Source organism: Pseudomonas sp. EA_35y_Pfl2_R111 (genome assembly GCF_963970955.1).
Lineage (GTDB): Bacteria > Pseudomonadota > Gammaproteobacteria > Pseudomonadales > Pseudomonadaceae > Aquipseudomonas.
This window is the reverse complement of the sequence record NZ_CAXAOM010000001.1, coordinates 1,422,228-1,441,287: the sequence shown is the minus strand read 5'-3', so window position 1 is coordinate 1,441,287 and position 19,060 is coordinate 1,422,228. Positions and strand designations below refer to the sequence as shown.

16 protein-coding genes are annotated in these 19,060 nt (G+C 61.7%); 2 read left to right on the top strand and 14 right to left on the bottom strand.

Translation table 11 applies throughout. From position 1 onward, the window contains the following. Window positions 1–89: 89 nt before the first annotated feature. From AACY25_RS06880 to AACY25_RS06855, 6 genes are read right to left on the bottom strand one after another with little or no spacing between them, the layout of a single operon-like run. Window positions 90–1,760, bottom strand: a complete 1,671-nt coding sequence (locus tag AACY25_RS06880; RefSeq protein ID WP_339523333.1) for an AMP-binding protein — start codon at window positions 1,758–1,760, stop codon at window positions 90–92. After that, window positions 1,757–2,302, bottom strand: coding sequence for a hypothetical protein (locus AACY25_RS06875; RefSeq protein WP_339523331.1), 546 nt, complete (start codon window positions 2,300–2,302; stop codon window positions 1,757–1,759). The genes AACY25_RS06880 and AACY25_RS06875 overlap by 4 nt, the downstream gene beginning before the upstream one ends. Beyond that, complete coding sequence (locus tag AACY25_RS06870; protein WP_339523330.1) at window positions 2,302–2,562, bottom strand: acyl carrier protein; 261 nt, start codon at window positions 2,560–2,562, stop codon at window positions 2,302–2,304. Before AACY25_RS06870 ends, AACY25_RS06875 begins: the two co-directional genes overlap by 1 nt. An 11-nt stretch (window positions 2,563–2,573) precedes the next feature. Then, entirely contained in the window at window positions 2,574–2,834 is a 261-nt protein-coding gene (locus AACY25_RS06865; RefSeq protein WP_090249897.1) for a phosphopantetheine-binding protein, read from the bottom strand. Beyond that, window positions 2,809–3,624, bottom strand: a complete 816-nt coding sequence (locus AACY25_RS06860; protein ID WP_339523329.1) for a lysophospholipid acyltransferase family protein — start codon at window positions 3,622–3,624, stop codon at window positions 2,809–2,811. The genes AACY25_RS06865 and AACY25_RS06860 overlap by 26 nt, the downstream gene beginning before the upstream one ends. Continuing rightward, window positions 3,597–4,313, bottom strand: a complete 717-nt coding sequence (locus AACY25_RS06855; protein ID WP_339523328.1) for a beta-ketoacyl synthase chain length factor — start codon at window positions 4,311–4,313, stop codon at window positions 3,597–3,599. The genes AACY25_RS06860 and AACY25_RS06855 overlap by 28 nt, the downstream gene beginning before the upstream one ends. Before the next feature lie 228 nt (window positions 4,314–4,541). Here AACY25_RS06855 and AACY25_RS06850 point away from each other — a divergent pair, with 228 nt between their 5' ends. Next, entirely contained in the window at window positions 4,542–5,312 is a 771-nt protein-coding gene (locus tag AACY25_RS06850) for a ParA family protein (RefSeq protein WP_339408847.1), read from the top strand. Window positions 5,313–5,369: 57 nt separating this feature from the next. Here AACY25_RS06850 and AACY25_RS06845 read toward each other — a convergent pair whose 3' ends face one another. From AACY25_RS06845 to AACY25_RS06830, 4 genes are all read right to left on the bottom strand, one after another. Beyond that, entirely contained in the window at window positions 5,370–6,170 is an 801-nt protein-coding gene (locus AACY25_RS06845) for a universal stress protein (protein ID WP_339523326.1), read from the bottom strand. A gap of 88 nt (window positions 6,171–6,258) precedes the next feature. Then, complete coding sequence (locus AACY25_RS06840; RefSeq protein WP_339523324.1) at window positions 6,259–6,702, bottom strand: PaaI family thioesterase; 444 nt, start codon at window positions 6,700–6,702, stop codon at window positions 6,259–6,261. A 94-nt stretch (window positions 6,703–6,796) separates the two neighbouring features. Then, complete coding sequence (gene trxC, locus AACY25_RS06835; RefSeq protein WP_339523322.1) at window positions 6,797–7,231, bottom strand: thioredoxin TrxC; 435 nt, start codon at window positions 7,229–7,231, stop codon at window positions 6,797–6,799. A 55-nt stretch (window positions 7,232–7,286) separates the two neighbouring features. Next, window positions 7,287–9,083 carry an SLC13 family permease gene (locus AACY25_RS06830; protein ID WP_339408842.1) on the bottom strand — a complete coding sequence of 599 codons (1,797 nt, stop codon included), beginning with the start codon at window positions 9,081–9,083 and terminating at the stop codon, window positions 7,287–7,289. Between the two features lie 239 nt (window positions 9,084–9,322). On the opposite strand from AACY25_RS06830, the gene AACY25_RS06825 reads away from it, so the two are divergent. Further along, window positions 9,323–10,018: an aspartate/glutamate racemase family protein gene (locus tag AACY25_RS06825; protein ID WP_339523320.1), complete on the top strand. Its 696-nt coding sequence runs from the start codon at window positions 9,323–9,325 to the stop codon at window positions 10,016–10,018. Window positions 10,019–10,097: 79 nt separating this feature from the next. Here the strand turns inward: AACY25_RS06825 and selO are convergent, their stop codons facing one another. The 4 genes from selO to AACY25_RS06805 all read right to left on the bottom strand — a co-directional run bounded on the left by selO (window position 10,098) and on the right by AACY25_RS06805 (window position 18,781). After that, the gene (gene selO, locus AACY25_RS06820) at window positions 10,098–11,558 is read right to left on the bottom strand and encodes a protein adenylyltransferase SelO (RefSeq protein WP_339523319.1); all 1,461 of its coding nucleotides are present in this window, start codon (window positions 11,556–11,558) and stop codon (window positions 10,098–10,100) included. 76 nt (window positions 11,559–11,634) lie between these two features. After that, window positions 11,635–14,985 carry a mechanosensitive channel MscK gene (mscK, locus tag AACY25_RS06815; RefSeq protein WP_339523318.1) on the bottom strand — a complete coding sequence of 1,117 codons (3,351 nt, stop codon included), beginning with the start codon at window positions 14,983–14,985 and terminating at the stop codon, window positions 11,635–11,637. A gap of 88 nt (window positions 14,986–15,073) precedes the next feature. Then, window positions 15,074–16,819 (bottom strand): potassium/proton antiporter, encoded by a 1,746-nt coding sequence (locus AACY25_RS06810; RefSeq protein ID WP_339523860.1) that lies wholly within the window; start codon window positions 16,817–16,819, stop codon window positions 15,074–15,076. A 144-nt stretch (window positions 16,820–16,963) separates the two neighbouring features. Next, window positions 16,964–18,781 (bottom strand): acyl-CoA dehydrogenase, encoded by a 1,818-nt coding sequence (locus AACY25_RS06805; protein WP_339523316.1) that lies wholly within the window; start codon window positions 18,779–18,781, stop codon window positions 16,964–16,966. Window positions 18,782–19,060: the final 279 nt, after the last annotated feature.

Genomic DNA, 19,060 nt, shown 5'->3' with positions numbered 1-19,060 from the left:
CAGAATGCTCATTTAGCGCTTGTAAACTCCGCTTCTTCGCCTGCTCTTGCCTCGCGCTGGCTGCCTCGCCAACGCTTTCCAGGGGTTCTTTAGACACCGGCAGCTCCCAGCAGAATCCGTCCGGACGAGCAGGCTGCTTCGCCATTGCGGAAGGCGAAGTACAGCTTGCCGCGCGCAGCGTCGAAACGCAGGGTCAGCTGCAACTGATCACCGGGGCGCACCAGTTGCTGGAATTTCAGCACTTCCATGCCGCTGAAGCGTGGCGGCAGGTCCTTGATCAGGCGGCGCGCCAGTTGCTGTGCCCAGTCGATCTGCACCACACCCGGTAGTACCGGGGTCTGCGGGAAGTGGCCGGTAAAGTGCGCCAAATCCAGCGGCACCACTAGCTGCAGCTGCCATTCGCCTTCCTGCTCGACGGCAGACAGTGGCTCTACCTGAGTTGGCCGGGATTCGGCCAGCAACCGCTCCACTTCGGCTTGGGCCAGTTTGCCCTGACTGCTGTAAGGCAGCTGGGCAAGCAATCGCCAGCGGCGCGGCAGGGCGATTGCTTCGCAATGGCCGGCCAGATGGCGGCGCAGGGCTTCGGTGACGGTCTTACGTCCCTGGTTGCGCAGCGCATGCAGGCCGGCCGGGCTCAAGGCCACCAGCGCGCCGAGGTAGGCGCGGCCTTCCTGTACCACGCCCAGGCGTGCGTCGCTGAGCCATTCGTGGCTGCTTAGCGCCTGTTCGAGCATGGGCAGGGAGATACGTTTTTCTTCCAGTTTGATAATCCGGTCCAGCCGGCCACGCAGGGCGAAGCGGCGATCGGCCTGCAGCTCTACCGCATCGGCGGTCTGTTCGCAGTGGCCAGCCGGCAGGTAGGGCGAGGTCAGGTGCAGAGCGCCTTCGGCGTTTTGTCCTAGCTCGACCCCAGCGAAGGGCGTCCACAATTCACCGCCCTGACGCCAGGCGATACCACCGGTTTCCGAGCTGCCGTAGATTTCCGTGGGCCATTGGCCAAGCAGCTCATGCAGCTCGGCGGCGGTATCCGCTGGCAGCGCGCCGCCAGAGGAAAATACCTTACGCACCGCACGCAGCGCCGGCCAGTTAAGGTTGTCGCCCATGCGTTTCAATAGTGCTGGGCTCGCGACCCAGGCAAAGTCAGTGCCGCTTGCCAGGCTTTCGCGCTGTAAGTCTTCGGGGAACGGCTGGGCGCGGCGCAGAAAGGCGCGGCCGGCGCACAGCGGCCACAGCACGCGAAACAGCAGGCCATAGATATGTTGGGTGGCGACGCTACCCAGGATGGTCGCGTTGCCCAGTTGCTCCCCCCACTGTTGCTCCAGGGCGCTCACTTCGTTGGCCAGCTGGCGCAGGGATTTGTCGATCAGCTTGGCTTCGCCGCTGGAGCCGGAGGTGCACAGTGTCAGCTGGCACTGGTCGAGATCGAGCGGGGCCGGCGGCAGTGCAGCGTTGTTCGTATCAAGCAGGCCGTCAAGACTTTCTAGCCACAGGTCGCACTGCGCGCCGAGACGTAGGCGGGTCTGCGGCTGGGCATCGGCCGGCAGCAGTACGGCAATTCCGGCGCGCCAGGCTGCCAGCAGCGCGATGGCCAGTTCAGCGGCGTCGTCGAGGTACAGCGCCAGGCGCTTTACGCCACGGCGTTGCAACTCAGCCGCCAGTTGCAGGGCGTGCTGGCGCAGCTGGGGCTGATCCAAGTCTGCGGTTACTGCGCGGTCTGGGTGGGTGTCGAGCAGCAGATGCTCGAGGGGCAGCCAGTTCATTCATGTCTCCTTACACGCTGGCGCACCAGCCACTCACCGGCAAACAGTAGGCCCATCAGGCCGTAGGCGATCAGCCCGGTATACAGCGTCCACCAGCTCAGCGGCGCCCAGAAATTCAGCGCCACCACCACCAGGCCGTTGGCCAGGAAGAACCAGGCCCAGACTGCGGTGACCAGGCGCGTGTAGCGGATCGCCACTTCCGGTAACTGCGGCTCGGTCATGCGCGCCAGGCGCTCGATCAGCGGCGGGCCGAACTTCAGGCTAAGGCCGAACAGCGCCAACAGCAGACCGTTAAGCAGCACCGGGTACCAGCGCAGCAGCGCGGGCTCACCCGCCAGGCCCAGTAGCAGGCAGAACGCCAGGGCCACGGCGGTCATCCAGCGGTTGCCCGGTTTGCCCCATTGGCTGAGTGCACGCACCAGCCACAGGCCGCCGAGCACGGCGGCGAACAGGCGTGGCGACAGATGCTCCATGCCGTAATACACGGCAAACGGATAGAGCAGCCCGGCCAGCAGCAGGAGCAGGCCAAATAGGCGACTCATTATTCGCTGGCTGGGGCGTTGACCAGCTGCAGCACCGCCTCGACCACGTCACCCACGGTGCGCACTGCCTTGAATTCCTCAGCGGCGAGCTTTTTGCCGGTTTGGCGTTTGATATGGTCGATCAGGTCAACGGCATCAATGCTATCGATTTCTAGATCTTGATAGAGGTTAGCTTCTGGCGTAACGCGTTCAGCATCCAGTTCGAACAGCTCAACCAGAGCGTCGCGCAGGGTGATGAAAATCTCTTCACGGGTTTGCATCGGTGGCTTCCTCAGGCGGTCTGTTGCGATGACACGAATGCCGCCAGGCTGGCTACGTTGGCAAAGTGCTTACGGGTGTCTTTGGCTTCGGCGTCGATCTTGATGCCGAAACGTTTCTGGATGGCCAGGCCGAGTTCCAGGGCGTCTACCGAATCCAGGCCCAGGCCTTCACCAAACAGGGTCAGGTCGGCGGCGATGTCTTCGGCCGCCATGTCTTCGAGGCCGAGGGCGTCGATGATCAGGTTTTTAATTTCCAGCTGTAAATCGCTCATCTTTGGCGAGCTCCTTCATAAAGTGTTGGTGCAGAAAATCGTTGAGTTTGCGTGAGGCTATCGGCGGTGGCCCCATGGCATTGAACTGTTGTGGGTCAATATCCTCACCTACACGCAGACGAATGTGAAAACGGCGCGACGGAATGCTGTACCAAGGCTCGGCTTTGGTCAGGGTGGTGGGGCTGACGCTGATCACTACTGGGGTGACGATGCGTGCGCCACGCAGGGCGATGGCCGCCGCGCCACGATGAAACTCCGGGTTTTGCCCCGGTGTGGTGCGTGTGCCCTCAGGGAAAATCACCAGGGTCTGGCCGCTTTGCAGCGCTCCGGCCGCCTCGTCGAGCATATCCATGCTGCCGCTGTTGCTGATGTAGTGGGCCGCGCGCAGTGGCCCACGCATGCTCGGGTTATCCCATAGGCTCTGTTTGACCACGCAGTTGGCGTCGCGAATAAAGGCGATCAGCACCACCACGTCAATCAATGAGGGGTGGTTGGCGATGACCATCTGGCCCGGCTGGCCGAGACGCTCGATACCCTCAACCTCATAGGTCAGTACGCCGCTGCGGTACATAAAGCGCACAAACAGGTAGAAGGTCTTGCTCACCACGGCGCGGGCGCGCGTGCGCCGACTCAGGGAGTCACCCGGCAGCAGGGCCAGCAGCGGGAAGATCAGCACGCGCAGCAGCACCCCGCCGATACCGAACAGGCTGAAACTCAGGGCCGTGGCAATCAGCCGCCACCAATAGGGCGCGCTGTGCCGGCTCAGGCCTTGTTGCGAGACCAGGTCCATTCTCGGCTCTTCCAGTGGTGCTGTAAGGAGGGCTGGTCGCTGCACAGGGCACGGACCAGGTTAAGCGCATGGGGCCATGCACTGCCGGGGCCGTCCCCTCGGCTGAGCTGCAGTTGCCAGTCCGCGCCTGGGGTCAGCAGCAGGCCAACGGCATAGGGGAACGGCACGTCATGAATAAAGGGTGTATAGGGCTGCGGCGGAGTTTCTTCGGCAATCACCAGCAGCACCGCCGGCGCGCCGTCGTGGAGCATGCCGCAGGCTTCCAGTACGGCGTTTTCCAGGCCGTCTCCAGCGCCGGCCAGTGCGGTCATTTCGCTGTGATCGCCGCGCTGGATCGACCACAGGCCGATAATCGCGTTATGCACCGAGAGGCTGAACTGGGTCGGTGACAGCGGTTCGTTATGCGCCAGGTCGGTCAGAATGCTCAAGGTGCGCGGAGTTTCGCCGTGTCGGCTGACGAACACCATGGGTAATTGTGGATGCGCTTCGGCCAGCGGCCAGGCGACGTGGAAGGCCATTCGCGCCAGGCGGCTCAGGCGCCGGCGTTGCATGGCTGGCAGGGCGCTGACATCCGGTTGTTGCCCAGCATCCTCCAGGCGTGACGGTGCCTGATGCCAGGCGCACCAGTCAGCCGTGCTGTCCAGGCCAGGGGCCCAGGCACGCCATTGTTCGATCCTGAAATGTGTCACGCGGTGCGCGTCCGTGTCGGCTACAGCCAGCCGCAACTAGCGGAGGCTTGGCAGCAGGTGTGGCGAAGTGCTGGCATTATCCAGACCGCGCAGGCTGTGCGCAAATCCATGACATAGCGTTCTGACCGGAGGCGCTGGCGGTTTTTCCGAAAATCTCGCCCTTGTCACGTAGTTTGCATAGAATCCAAGCCCGTTCCGGGGCTTATGTGGGATTCAGGAGGGTGTTTTATGCGGCGCGTGATCTTCAATCAGAAGGGCGGAGTGGGTAAGTCCAGTATTGCCTGCAACCTGGCCGCGGTCAGCGCTTCCCAGGGCTATCGCACGCTGCTGATCGACCTGGATGCCCAGGCCAATTCGACCCATTACCTCACCGGCCTGACCGGCGAGGACATCCCCATGGGTATCGCCGAGTTCTTCAAGGGCACTCTGTCGTCCACGCCGTTCGGCAAGAAAGGCAGCGTGGATATCTACGAAACGCCGTTCGATAACCTTCACGTGGTCACCGCCACGGCCGAGCTGGCTGATCTGCAGCCTAAGCTTGAGCAGAAGCACAAGATCAACAAGCTGCGCAAACTGCTCGAAGACCTCAGCGAGGATTACGAGCGGATCTACCTGGATACCCCGCCGGCGCTGAACTTTTACACCGTCTCCGCGTTGATTGCCGCCGATCGCGTGCTGATTCCATTCGACTGCGACAGCTTCTCGCGTCAGGCGCTGTATGGTCTTCTGCGCGAAATCGAAGAGCTCAAGGAAGACCACAACGAGGGCCTGGAGGTTGAAGGCATTGTGGTCAACCAGTTCCAGCCGCGCGCCAGCCTGCCGCAACAGCTGCTCGATGAGCTGATCGCTGAGGGCCTGCCAGTGCTGCCGGTCAACCTGATGAGCTCGGTGAAGATGCGCGAATCACACCAGGCCTGCATCCCGCTGATCTATCTGGATCGCAGCCACAAGCTGACCCAGCAGTTTGTCGAGTTGCATGACCTGCTTAACGCCAACTGATCGTTACGCGCCCAACAAAAAAGCTGCCTAGGCAGCTTTTTTGTTGGGCGCAGAAACCTAGCGGACGACGTAGATGTCGCAGGGCGCCTTATGCAGGAAATGCTGCGCCAGGCTGCCGAGCAATGCTTGTGACAGTGCGCTGCGGCCGTGGCTACCGAGTACCAGCAGTTCGGTGTTGGTACTTTTCAGGCGGGCTTGCAGGCAGCGCAGGATGCCGCCTTGCTCCACTGAGTGGGTCAGGTTCGGGCCTTCTGCCGGAAGATTTTGCGCTTCATCTTCCAGCAACTGATCGATCAGGGCTTTCTGCGTGGCCAGTTGCGTTTCGATCTGTTTGGGCGTGCCCTTGTCTGGTTCGAACACATGCAGTGCATGCAGCTCGGCGTTTTTCGGCAGCAAGCGATAAGCCTGGCCGAGGGCGCTGCAGGCGCAGAGCGAGAAGTCGATGGCAGACAGCGCGCGCTCATACGGGCGCGAGTCGTTACGTGCGACCAGCAACAACGGCACCGGGCAGTTGCGGGCAATGCGGTCGAGGCTGGTGCCGGAAAAGAAGTCATGGCGCTGGTGATGGCCGCCAAGTACCAGCAGGTCGCAGCCAAGCTTATTGAGCTGCTGCAGCACCATTTCCGAAGGCTTGATGCCCGTGCAGATTAACAACTCGCTGCCGGGCGGGGCGTATTGGGTCAGGCTGCGATCCAGCGCCTGTTTGGCCTGCTCGTGTTGCTGGCTGCTTTTGCTCGGGTCGAGCACATGCAGGATGGTCAGTTTGGCGTTGAATTGCTTGGCCAGCTGCGCCGCGCGGCACAGGGCCATGTCGGCAGTGTCGCGCAAGTCGTGGGCGATAAGAATGTGACTGGGCATGGTCGGCGTTCTCCTGCCGATGCATGTCGGCACATTTATTGTGACCTCGAGTCATAGCTGGACTTTTGACCCAGGGCAAGGTCAGGTGTCAGCGTGCGCGTAATTGATACAGGCCGCGACTCTCGACCACTACTTCACCACTCTCATCGGTCAGCTGCAACTGTAAAACATACTCGGCTTTGCCGAGTTCTGTTGCCTGCTTTTGCAGCTGCTGGATTTCTTCCGCCGTAAGGCATGCCTCGACCCAGATATCGCCGCTGGCGGGGCGGCGAAAGCGCAGGTTCATTTCCTTGACGATGGGGTAAAAGCGCTGGGCATCGAAGCTGGTGAGAAATAGTGCACCACCGGGAATTTCCGCCAGGGTGAACAGCGCGCCGGCGTACATGCTGCCGATATGGTTCTGGTTACCCGCCAGCGGCATGCGCAGACGCACATGGCCAGCTTCCAGCACTTCGGCCTTGAGCCCGCTGCGCTGGACAAAGGCGATCTGTTCTTCAGTGAGCTGGCGCACCAGTTCGATAGGCATGGTCATGCTCGGCTCCACAGTTATTGTTGTGCAGCCAGCCTAAAGGTTGGTTGGTGGCGGGGTAATGACCGGCAGGCCGCCGGTCGATTGACCGATTCGCTCAGATGCCTTGCTGGCGCAACCAACCGAGCAATTGCGGCAAGGGCAGCGCGCCGCTTTGCCGGGCAACCTCGACGCCGCCCTTAAGCAGGATCAGCGTCGGGATCGAGCGGATACCCATTTCCGCCGACAGTTGCGGGTTGGCTTCGCTGTCCAGCTTGGCCAGGCGGCAGTGGCCTTGCAGCTGCGCGGCGGCCTGTTCATAGATCGGCGCGAAGCTGCGACACGGGCCGCACCAGCTGGCCCACACATCAATCAGCAGCGGCAGGTCGCCCTTGTTCTGCGCATCGAAGTTGGCCTGGGTCAGCTCGAAAGGCATGCTCGGCAACACCTCTGCCTTGCAGCGGCCGCAGCGCGGTGCATCGCTCAGGCGTTCGGCGGGGATGCGGTTAAGGCCATTGCAGCTTGGGCAGGGGATCAGCAGGGGATTGGTCATGGGCGACTCCTCGGGCAATGCCGAATAGATGGAGTCGCGCCACGGCGATATCAAGTCAGACTGGGGTCAGCGGGAAGAACCAGGGAATGACGAAACTGGCGACTACCCACAGCAACAAGTTGAGCGGAATGCCGACCTTCATAAAGTCGGTAAAGCGATAGCCGCCGGCGTTATACACAAAGGTGTTGGTCTGGTAACCGATGGGGGTGGCGAAGCTGGCGCTGGCGGCGAACATCACCGCGACCACAAAGGCGCGCGGGTCCACGCCCAAATGCTGGGCCATGCCGATGGCAATCGGCGTCACCAGCACGGCGACAGCGTTGTTCGACAGCACCTCGGTGAGGATCGAGGTAAACAGGTAGATAAACGACAGCATCAGCAGCGGCCCGGCCCAGGGCATCAGGTCCATGACATTGCTGACCATCAGGCTGACGAGGCCGACTTTGTCCATGGCGATGCTGATGGCCAGCATGCCGAAGATCAGGCTGAGAATCTTCCAATCCACCGCCTTGTAGGCGTCTTCCACATCCAGGCAGCGGGTTGCCAGCACGGTCACCGCGCCGATGATCGCCAGGCCTTCGATGGGCATCACGCCGAAGGCCGCCAGCAGCATCACCGCCAGGGTGGCGATGATCGCAATCGGTGCTTTGTCGCGGCGGAAGGCGCGCTCCTGCACGGCGTTAAGACTGATTAGCTCGCCGTTGTCGGCAAAGCGCTTGATCTGCGTTGGCGTGCCCTCCACGAGCATCACATCGCCGAACTGCAACTCGAATTCATCCAGGTTGCCCTGGATATTTTCATCCTGACGGTGCACGGCAAGCACGGCGATGCCATAGCGCGCGGTGAGGTCAAGGTCGCGCATGGGGCGGTGGCTGTAGCGCGAGTTACGCCCGACGATGGCCTCGGCGAGGATCACGTCATGGCTGCTAATGGTTTCGAAGGCATCGCTGCGGTTGAAGATCAGGTGGCCGCTTTCGCGCAGCTCCACCACATCCTTGACCTGACCGTGCAGCACCAGCTGGTCGCCGGCAACTAACAGGGTGTCGTGGGCCGGTTCGGTGAGTTCCTGCTCGTCGCGGAAGATCTTCAGCACCTGCAGGCCGCTGCCGCCATTGAGGTTGGCTTCGTGCAGGGATTTGCCGATCACTGGCGAATTCTGTGGCACCAGCAGCTCGGTCATAAAGGTGCGGTCGAGGTTCGGGCGCAGCTGCTTGGACAGCGTCTCGCGCTCAGGCAGCAGATGGCGACCTATGGTCAGCAGATAGAGCATGCCCACCGTTGCCAGGATCAGCCCGGCACCAGTGATTTCAAACATGCCAAAGGGCTCAAGGCCAGCCTTGCGTGCCACGCCGTCGACCAGAATGTTGGTCGAGGTACCGATCATGGTCAGAGTGCCGCCAAGGATGGTGGCGTAGGACAGCGGAATCAGCAGCTTCGAGGGCAGGGTGCCGGCGCGCCGCGCCAGGGAAATTGCCACCGGAGTGAGAATGGCCACCACCGGCGTGTTGTTGAGGAACGCCGAGATCACCAGTGCGGTGATGGTTAGCCCGGTGAGTACGCGAATCGGGCTGGTACCGACCAGATTCCCCAGCCAGTTACCGAGAGCGTCGATGCAACCGGTGCGTTCTAGTGCGGCCGAGAGCACGAACATGCAGGCAATGGTGACTGGCGCCGAGTTGCTCAGCACGCTGAGCACTTCCTTGGGTTCCAGTAGCTGGGTAATCAGCAGCGCCGCTACGGCGATGGCCGCAACAATGTCCGGGCTCCACTTCTCGCGCACAAAGGCGTACAGCACCCAAACCAGCAGGGCACCGACAAACAACAAGGGCAGGGGAAGAGAGTCCCAGAACATGAACATCCTTAGCGTGCGAATCTCGTGTGAGGTATCGGGCGCGGCGAATCCAGACGGCGCGGCCACGCAAGGCGGAGAAGATAAGGGTTGCTGCTTAGAGAGTCTAAGAATGTTTGGAAAGGTTTATATGCCTTTTCGATTTAATAGATAAGGCTGTACCGGCTGCTCTAGCGTGGACTGTGTCTGTGCGTTGGAGGGGGCGCGGATTAGGCTCAAGGCTTTAACGAGCAGGAGGTGGTATGCGTCAGTTAGGCATTCTCGGGGGGATGAGCTGGGAGTCCACGGCCAGCTATTACCGGTTACTCAATCAGGGCGTGCGTGAACGTCTCGGTGGTTTGCATTCGGCGCCGTTGCTGCTGCATTCGGTGGACTTTGCCGAGATCGCCGAGCTGCAGCGTCGCGGCGACTGGCAGGCGGCAGGGCAGGTCCTGGCGCAGGCGTCTCGGGGCCTCGAGCAGGCGGGTGCAACGGCCCTGCTGCTGGCCACCAACACCATGCACAAGGTGGCGCCGGCCATCGAAGCGGCAGTGCAGATTCCTCTGCTGCATATCGGTGATGCCGTCGGCCAAGCCCTGCAGCGCCAGGGTGTACGCCGTGCCGCCTTGCTCGGTACACGCTTTACCATGCAGGAAGATTTCTACCGCCAACGCCTGGCTGAGCGCTTCGCGATTGAGGTGATTACCCCGAACGCGGCGCAGATGGCGGAAGTCGATCGGGTGATTTTTGCCGAACTGTGCCAGGGCCAGTTTCTGCCACAGGCGCAGGCGTTCTATCTGGATTGTTTGCGTACGTTGCAAACCCAGGGCGCCGAAGTGGCCATCCTTGGCTGCACCGAGATCGGCCTGTTACTCGACGGCCTGGATGCGCCGCTGCCGTTGCTCGACAGCGCCGAGTTGCATGTGGCCATGGGGTTGGAGTGGATGCTGGGTTCGTAGGGTCGATGGCGCTCTATCCATCCACCGGGGCAGTTGGTGGATGAAAAAGGCGTCATCCACCCTACTGCTTGAGCGCTGCTCATGACGAACAGCTGATTTCCAGATGTTTGCCCCATTCCGGCGGGCGCTGGGCGTAGCGTTCGAAGCCGGGCTGTTCATCGAAGGGCTGTGATAACACCTGATGCAGTTCGCGCACCGGGGCGTAGTCGCCTTGCTCGGCAGCTTCGATCACTTGTTGGGCCAGGTAATTACGCAAAATGTACTTGGGGTTGACCGCGTGCATGCGTTCGCGCCGCTGCGCCGGGTCATCGCCATCCTCAGTGCCGCGCGCCAGGTAGTCGGCGGCCCAGACGTCGAAGCCAGCGAGGTCAGTAAAGTCGTCACGCAGGCGCGCCACGGCTTGCGCTGCCGGGCTGTCGCCGAGTTCGCGGAAGAACAGTGTGTAATCCACCGCGCTGCTCTGCATCAGTTGCAGCAGGCGTTGTACCAGGGTTTCGTCGCCCTCATCGGTGCTGAGCAGGCCCAGGCGTTTGCGCATCAGGTCGAGGTAATGCGCCTGGTACAGCGGCAGAAACAGGTTAAGGGTTTCGCGCAGCGCTTCTACATCGACCAGCGGCACCAGGGCCTGGCCAAGGGCGGCGAGGTTCCACTGGGCGATCGGTACCTGGTTGCTAAAGCTGTAGCGGCCGGTGTCATCGGAGTGGTTGCAGATGTGCTTGGCGTCGAAATCATCGAGGAAAGCGTAGGGGCCGTAATCGAAGGTGATGCCGAGGATCGACATATTGTCGGTGTTCATCACGCCATGACAGAAGCCGTAGGCCTGCCAGTGGGCAATCATGGCGGCGTTACGCTCGATGATTTCGCGGAACATCGCCAGGTGCGGCTGCTCTTGCTGTAGGCAATCGGCGTAATGCTTGTGCAGCACATGTTCGGCCAACTGTTTGAGCTGCTCATGCTGCTGGGTGTAATAAAAATACTCGAAGTGACCGAAGCGGATATGGCTGGGTGCCAGGCGCAGCACCATAGCCGCGCTTTCCTGCTTCTCGCGCCACACCGGCGTGCTGGAACCGGTCACGCACAGCGCTCGGGAGCTGGGGATGCCGAGGGCATGCAGGTGTTCACTGGCGAGAAATTCGCGGATCGATGAGCGCAGTACCGCGCGGCCGTCGCCCATGCGTGAGTAGGGCGTTTGTCCGGCACCTTTAAGATGTAAATCCCAGTACTCGCCAGCGTCGTTGATTACCTCACCGAGCAATAGGCCGCGCCCATCACCTAAGCGCGGGTTGTAGCCACCGAACTGATGCCCGGAATAGACCATGGCGCGTGGCTCGGCCGTACTCCATAGCTTGTGTCCGCTAAATATCTGCGCAAATACCTCGTTGTCGGCCTCGCTTGGGTCGAGGTCGAGCAGGGCCATGGCCGCCGGGCTGGCGATGACCAGGCGCGGTTCGGCAATCGGTTCAGGCAATACGTGGGTGGAGAAAGCGTCGCCGAGGCGGGCGAAACGGTTGTCGAATTGCAGCTCAATGAGCGACTTCACGATCAGACTCCGGCCGGGCTGGCGCGGCCCGGCGATGATGAGGGTTCAGGCCCGCGGCGGCGGGCGAGTAACAGACTTACAGCGGGTCTACAGAAGGGACTGGCGGCAGTGGCTCTTGTTTCGCGGCGGCCGCTGCCCCGGCGTTTATGAGCTGTCCGCTGCTTAGGTTGAGCTCCTGACCCTGCAGGTTCTTGATCATCACCTCGACCTGGTTGAAGGCCATTTCCACGTTGTGCTCACGGAAACTCAGGGCGATGCGCGTGAGAATTTCGTCGGTGGCGGCGTTGCGGTCACCGAGTTCACGCACATGGAAGCGCAGCTCGTAGTCGAAGGTGCTCGCGCTGATGGTCAGGAAGAACAGCAACGGCGCCGGGTCGCGCAGCACGCGTGGGTTTTCCTCGGCGGCCTGCATCATTAGCTTGCGTGCCAGTGGCAGGTCGGTTTCGTAGGCTACGCCGATCTTTACGATAACCCGGGTAACGGTGTCGTTGAGCGACCAGTTGATCAATTGGTCGGTGACGAAGGTCTTGTTCGGCACGATGATTTCTTTGCGGTCGAAATCGGTGATGGTGGTGGCACGAATACGGATCTTGCTCACGGTGCCGGACAGGTTGCCGATGGTCACCACGTCGCCAATCCGCACCGGCCGCTCGAAAAGGATGATCAGGCCGGAGATAAAGTTGGCGAAGATCTCCTGCAGGCCGAAGCCGAGGCCCACCGACAGGGCTGCGACCAGCCACTGCAACTTGTCCCAGCTGACGCCGAGGGTCGACAGAGTGGTGACAAAGCCGATGGCCACGATCAGGTAGGACAGCAGGGTGGTGGTGGCGTAGGCGCTGCCCTGGGCCAGCTTCAGCCTGGAGAGCACCAACACTTCGAGCAAGCCAGGTAGGTTGCGGCCCAGGGCGATGGTGATGCCAACGATGATCAGTGCGCCGAGCACATCACTGAGGCTGATCGGCACCAGGGTGGCGGCATCACCGCTGCCGCTGCTGTATTGATAGAGGGAAATGTTGTCGAGATAGGCAAACACCGAGATCAGGTCCGCCCAGACCCAGTACAGGCCAGCGATAAAGGTGCCGAGCAGGGCCAGGCGGATCAGCCGCAGCGACTGCTGGTTGACCTGCTCGATATCCAGGGTCGGTTCCTCGACCACGATTTCTGTGCCTTCGCCGCTGTCTTTGCTCTGCGCCTGGCGTTTCGCCGTCGCGCGTTGGTAGGCCAGGCGTCGTGCCGCCACGCCCAGGCCGCGGACAAAGGTGGCTTCGATAACCAGCCAGATCACCAGCAGGTACAGGGTGTTGATCAGGCGGTCGCTGAGTTTCAGCGCGGTGTAGTAGTAACCGAGGCCGACCGCGATGATCAGTGCCAGTGGTAGCAGGCTCAGGGCCATGCCGATCAGCATACGGAAGGCCGAGGCATGTTCGCGGGCCGGGCCGGTGAGCAGCAGCTTGTGCAGCAGCCAGAGCATCAAGGCGTAACAGCTCAGCACCACGGTCAGGCCGATCACGTCATCGCCCAAACCGGCGGGTTGGTGCTTGGCCACAGTCACTACGGCGACCATGGCCATGACCACCAGGCCCAGGCGGCGAACCTGGCGATGCAGGAAGGCTACCTGCGGGCGGCCCCAGCGGAAGTGCAGTTCGGCCACGCCGCCATCAGCGAGGATGCGATACAGGGTGTAGAACACCAGCCAGGCCTGGGCCATCTGGAACAGGGCTTCACCGAGGTTGGCGTTCTGCCCGCGGGCGTCCATCTGCAGAGCAAAGCCGCACAAGGCCAGGAACAGTGTACCGGGCAGCGCCAGCAGGACGTTGAGCATGATCGCCATCGGCGTGTGCAGCTGGCTGTCGCGCTTGAAGTGGCCGATGTCCTGGTGCAGCTCGCTGAGCTTGCGGTACAGGTAACCACGGCGCCACAACAGCACAACAATCAACAGCACCAAGGGCAGAAACAGCAGTGGCCGTTCGGTCAGACCGGCGCCCAGCTGGCGCAGGTTGGCGCCCCAGGGCAGATCGGCGATCTGTCGTTCCAGCAGGCGCGGCGCGGATTTGAACCATTCCAGATTCAGCGGCTTGTTGCTGGGGATCCAGAACATCTGCTCGTCGAGGGTGGTGCGCAGGGTTTCGGCGGTGCTTTTCAGTTGTTTCTGATTCAGTTGCAAGGTGATCGACTCGTTGAGCAGGGCATTCAGCTCACGGTTCAGGCGATCAATCAGCTCGCGGCGGGTGTTGATGATTTCCAGTAAGTCGGTGCGCAGGGACGCGTTGTCGGCCGCGCTATCGGTGAGCAGGCTATCGACATATACGCTGGGGTTGTTGATGGCTTCGCGTTGCTGGTTGAGCTCGAACTGGTACAGGCGCAGGTCGGCGATCTGGTCCGGCAGGCTGCTGTCGAGCTTTAGTGTCGGCAAGGCTTGTTGCTGCTTATAGAGAATGCGTGAGAGCAGCAGGCTGCCTTGTAGCACGCTGATCTGTTCGGCCAGGGCCTGGTCACTCTGGTTCAGGCTGTCGAGCTGCTGCTTGGTCTGCAGGTTCAGACGGGTCAGCTCATTGAGCCGGTCGGTGGAGCGCAGCAGGTAGTCGGAAAGCTTCAGGTTCAGCGCGCTTTCGCGAGCCAGCACGGTGCCGCTGCCGGCTTTCTCGGCCTCGCGTGATTGCTCTGCGACGGTTTGCTCGGACAGGTTGCGGCGCTTTTCATTGATCAGGTTCTGCAGGTCGAGCAGCTCTTTTTCCAGGCGCTTGATGCGCTCGTCGAGCAGGCTGCGGCGGCTGTTGCCGAGGTCCTGCAGCAGGCTATTGCCAGCCAGCTCCTGGCGGCGCAATTGGGTTTGCGCTTCGAGTTTGGCCAGTTCGGCATTCAGTTGGTCACGGCGCTCGTTGCTCAGTGGCTTGCTGCCTTCGCGGCCGCTTTTGAGGATGTTGTTGATTTCCTGATTGCGGGTCTGATTGCCACTGATCTCGGCTTGAGCGCGTTCCGGGCGGGTTTGCGCGGTGATCACCAGGCTGTTGGCTTCAATGATTTGCTTCTGCCACTCGTTGAGTTGCGCGTTGCGCTCGGCCAGCAACTGTTCGAGCTGCTGCAGGGTACTTTTGCCATGGCGCAGGTTCACCGCGGTTGGCGCACTGTTTTTCAGCCGTTCGTAATCGCGTTGCGCCTCGCCAATCAGGCGTGGGGCCTGCTGCAGTTGCTTCTCCAGATCAGCCAGGCGTTTCATGCTGTCGGCTTGCTCATCAAGCAGCGCCAGGGTCTTTTCCAGTGTCTGCTTGATGGCCTGCTGCTCGGCTTCCGGCAATTTGCGCTCGGCCAGATTATCCAGGTTGCTTTGTACGTCAGCGCGGTTCGGCGGTACTGCGGCGTGCAGCAGGGGGGCGCTCAGGCACAATCCGAGTAGGGCGACGGCGAGGTAAGTACGAAGAGAAGGCATAGTGACGTTCGTTGGCTCGAAAAGAGGCTGAGTTTAACAGGCGTACGGACCGGCGCCTGTACCGTCGAAAACGGCTTATTGGGGTGGGTTAGAGGAAGAGCCCAGGGCCGGGACGGCTGCCCTCGGGGAATCTGACGCCGACCTTGCGGATCTTGTTCCCTGCCATGGCCGCCACCGTCCAGGTCAGGCCTTGCCATTCCACCTGGTCGCCGATAACCGGCGAGCCGCCAATCTTGTGGGCGATAAAGCGGCCCAGGTGCAGCTGGCCCTCGGCGCCTTCCAGCTGCAGGCCATAGAGGGCAGCAATGGCCGCCAGTTCGGCATCGCCTTCGAGCACGAAATCACCAAAGAAGCGCAGGTCCTGGCCGCGCGTTGGTGCCTGGCTAAACAGCTTACCGAGGCCGGGTAGGTCGTGTTCATGGCCGACTACGCAGAGCAGATCGCCGGCTTCCAGGGTGGTGCTGCCGGAGGGATGCAGCAGTTCCTTGCCACGGAACAGCGCGGCGATGCGTGTGCCGTCGGGCATCTTCAATTCACGCAGGGGCGCGCCGATGCACCATTTCTCTGCGCCAAGGCGATAGATAAATAGCTCCCACTGACTGGTCGGATGAACGTCCAGCCCGGCGCGTGACACTGGGGCCGGCTCCGGCGGTACGGTGACGCGCAGTAACTTGGCCGCCCAGGGCAGGCTGGTGCCTTGTAACAGCAACGAGACCAGCACGATAAAGAACGCCACATTGAAAAACAGCTGGGCATTCGGCAGGCCGGCCATCAGCGGGAACACCGCAAGAATGATCGGCACCGCACCGCGCAGGCCTACCCAGGCGATAAAGGCGCGTTCGCGGTCATGGAAACCCTTGAAGGGCAGCAGGCCGACGAAAATCGACAGTGGCCGGGCAAACAGGATCATCCACAGCGCCAAGATCAAGGCTGGCAGGGCAATCGGCAGCAGCTCACTGGGGGTGATCAGCAAGCCCAGTACCAAGAACATGCCGATCTGCGCCAACCAGGCCAGGCCGTCGAGCATATGCAAAATGCCATGGCGTGAGCGGATCGGTTTGTAGCCCAATAGCAGGCCGCACAGGTAGATTGCCAGAATGCCACTGCCGCCAATCGCGTTGGTTACGGCAAAAATAATCAGCCCGCCGCTGACCACCAGCAAAGGGTAGAGGCCGTTGGCCAATTCCATCCGGTTGACCAGGTTGAGCAGCAACCAGCCGCCGCCCAGGCCGAGCAACGCGCCGGTGCCGAATTGCAGCAGCAACTGCAGCAGCAGATCCCAGCTCAGCCCTTGTTGGCCGCTGCCGAGCATGGCGATCAGGGTCACGGTAAGAAATACCGCCATCGGGTCGTTGCTGCCGGACTCGATTTCCAGGGTGGCGCTGACCCGCTCGTTGAGGCCGCGCCCGCCAAGCAGGGAAAACACCGCCGCGGCATCGGTGGAACCGACGATGGCGCCGATCAGCAGGCCTTCCATCCAGGTCAGCTTGAACAACCATGCCGCAGCCACGCCGGTGAGGCCGGCAGTTATCAGCACACCGACGGTGGCCAGTGAGAGGGACGGCCACAAGGCCACGCGAAAACTCGATACCCGTGTGCGCATACCGCCATCGAGGAGGATGATAGCCAACGCCAAGTTGCCCACCAGGTAAGCCAGCGGGTAGTTGTCGAAGATGATGCCGCCCGGGCCATCGGTGCCGGCGAGCATACCCACGCCGAGAAAGATCACCAGAATCGGGATGCCGAAGCGCGAGCCGAACGCGCTGACCAGAATGCTCATTGCCACCAGCAAGCCACCGATCAAAAACAGGTTGTTGATGGTGCTGGCATCCAAGGCGCGTACTCCGTGCGGGTTGGTGAACGTGCCACTATGCATGGCGCGTGCCAGAGATTCTAACCGCTGCCTTCGAGCCCCGCTCAAAAAAAACGCCCCGCGTTTAGCGGGGCGTCTGGCGACAACTACAGTGCGACTGCAGGTTTAGAACCAGGCGTCCTGCATGCCCAGACATGTATCGTCGCGGGCTTCGAGGATGGCCAGGTCGTGGTGGCAGCTCGGCACTTCCCAGGTCAGGAAGTAACGCGCGGCCTGTAGCTTGCCCTGATAAAAGTCGGCATCGGCAGTATTGCCCTCGCCGTTATTGAGTCGGGCCAGGCCTTCCTCTGCGCGGATCGCCTGTTCCAGCCAGCGCCAGCCAATCACCATATGCCCGAAGACCTTCAGGTACAGCGCCGAGTTGGCCAGGCCCTGGTTGACCTTGCCGCTCATCAGGTCGCCGAGCAGCGCCAGGGTTACGGTTTGCAGGCGCGCCAGCAGTTGCTCCAGCGGCTGGCGCAGGGCGGTCAACGAGGCATGGGCTTCGGCGCGCTGGCAGGTGCCGTGGATCAGTTTGAGCAGCTGTTTGAGCGCCGCGCCGCCATTCATCGACACCTTACGCCCGAGCAGGTCGAGCGACTGGATGCCGTGGGTGCCTTCGTGGATCGGATTCAGGCGGTTATCACGGTAGTACTGCTCCACCGGGTAGTCGCGGGTGTAGCCGTGGCCGCCGAGAATCTGAATCGCCAGCTCGTTGGCCTTGAGGCAGAACTCAGACGGCCAGGATTTGACGATCGGGGTGAGCAGATCGAGCAGTTCCAGGGCAATGCGCCGTTCTTCCTCGGTCTCCAGGGTCTGGGTGTCGTCGAACAGCCGCGCGGCGTACAGGCCGAGGTCGAAGGAGCCTTCCACGTAGGCCTTCTGGGTCAGCAGCATGCGCCGCACGTCGGCGTGCTCGATGATCGCCACCTGGCCGGAGGTTGGGTCTTTGCCGTCCGGCAGGCGCCCTTGCGGGCGATGGCGGGCGTAGTCGAGCGAGTACAGGTAGCCGGCATAGCCGAGCATCACCGCGCCCATGCCGACGCCGATGCGCGCCTCGTTCATCATCTGGAACATATAGGCCAGACCATGGTGCGGCTTGCCCACCAAGTAGCCGATGCAACCGCCGCTGTCACCGAAATTCAATGCGGTGGAGGTGGTGCCGCGCCAGCCCATCTTGTGGAACAAACCGGCCAATACCACGTCGTTGCGCGGGCCCAGGCTGCCGTCAGCGTTGACCAGAAACTTCGGCACGATAAACAGGCTGATGCCTTTTACCCCGGCGGGGGCGTCCGGCAGCTTGGCCAGCACCATATGCACGATGTTTTCCGACAGTGGATGGTCGCCACCGGAGATAAAGATCTTGTTGCCCTTGAGTCGGTAGGTGCCGTCTTCGGCTGGTTCGGCGCGGGTGCGAATATCCGACAGCGAGGAGCCGGCATGCGGTTCGGTCAGCGCCATGGTACCGAAGAAACGCCCGTCGATCATCGGTTGCAGAAAGCGCTGTTTCTGCTCATCGCTGCCGAATGCCTCGATCAGGTTAGCCGCGCCCATGGTCAGAAATGGGTAGGACGTGGTCGCCGCGTTGGCCGACTGGAAATGCGCGAAGCAGGCCTGCGACAGCAGGTTGGGCAGCTGCATGCCGCCGACGTCGAACTCACGAGTGGCATTGAGAAAGCCGGCTTCTAGGAAGGCGTCCACTGCCGGTTTGACCTCGGGGATCAGTACCGCGGCGCCGTCGACATACTCCGGCTCATGTTCGTCATTCTTGCGGTTGTGCGGGGCAAACAGGTTCTCGGCGATGCTGCGGGCTGTGTCGATGGCCGCATCAAAGGTTTCGCGGCTGTGCTCGGCGAAGCGCTCGCGCTGGGTCAGGCCTTCGGCGTCCAGCACTTCATACAGCTCAAAGGCCAGGTTGCGGGAACTGAGCAGGGACTCGGACATGGGTGTGCCTCCGGTGGCGATGCGCCGAGTCTAGAACCTGTCTCGTCTCTGCTGCGCGTCGGCGATACTGCGTTAAAAACAGGCTCGGAATGCTCACTTACAGCTCGTAAACTCCGCTTCCTCGCCTGCTTTTGCCTTGTCTCGCTCTAGCTCGCGAGATCCGAAACAGATTCTAAGCAGCCGCGGGTGCGGCTCCCAGCACTATCAATAAGCGTGATAACTGCGGGTGGGGCCGGAGCGATCGAGTAGGGTGGATGGCGCTTTATCCATCCACCAGAT

Bases quoted from the DNA above. Each gene is read 5' to 3' on its own strand.
- AACY25_RS06870 (WP_339523330.1), bottom strand. From the start codon at position 2,562: ATGCAAACCCGTGAAGAGATTTTCATCACCCTGCGCGACGCTCTGGTT.
- AACY25_RS06845 (WP_339523326.1), bottom strand. From the start codon at position 6,170: ATGCCCAGTCACATTCTTATCGCCCACGACTTGCGCGACACTGCCGAC.
- AACY25_RS06865 (WP_090249897.1), bottom strand. From the start codon at position 2,834: ATGAGCGATTTACAGCTGGAAATTAAAAACCTGATCATCGACGCCCTC.
- AACY25_RS06805 (WP_339523316.1), bottom strand. From the start codon at position 18,781: ATGTCCGAGTCCCTGCTCAGTTCCCGCAACCTGGCCTTTGAGCTGTAT.
- AACY25_RS06830 (WP_339408842.1), bottom strand. From the start codon at position 9,083: ATGTTCTGGGACTCTCTTCCCCTGCCCTTGTTGTTTGTCGGTGCCCTG.
- AACY25_RS06875 (WP_339523331.1), bottom strand. From the start codon at position 2,302: ATGAGTCGCCTATTTGGCCTGCTCCTGCTGCTGGCCGGGCTGCTCTAT.
- AACY25_RS06840 (WP_339523324.1), bottom strand. From the start codon at position 6,702: ATGACCATGCCTATCGAACTGGTGCGCCAGCTCACTGAAGAACAGATC.
- AACY25_RS06825 (WP_339523320.1), top strand. From the start codon at position 9,323: ATGCGTCAGTTAGGCATTCTCGGGGGGATGAGCTGGGAGTCCACGGCC.
- AACY25_RS06850 (WP_339408847.1), top strand. From the start codon at position 4,542: ATGCGGCGCGTGATCTTCAATCAGAAGGGCGGAGTGGGTAAGTCCAGT.
- trxC (WP_339523322.1), bottom strand. From the start codon at position 7,231: ATGACCAATCCCCTGCTGATCCCCTGCCCAAGCTGCAATGGCCTTAAC.
- AACY25_RS06880 (WP_339523333.1), bottom strand. From the start codon at position 1,760: ATGAACTGGCTGCCCCTCGAGCATCTGCTGCTCGACACCCACCCAGAC.
- AACY25_RS06860 (WP_339523329.1), bottom strand. From the start codon at position 3,624: ATGGACCTGGTCTCGCAACAAGGCCTGAGCCGGCACAGCGCGCCCTAT.
- mscK (WP_339523318.1), bottom strand. From the start codon at position 14,985: ATGCCTTCTCTTCGTACTTACCTCGCCGTCGCCCTACTCGGATTGTGC.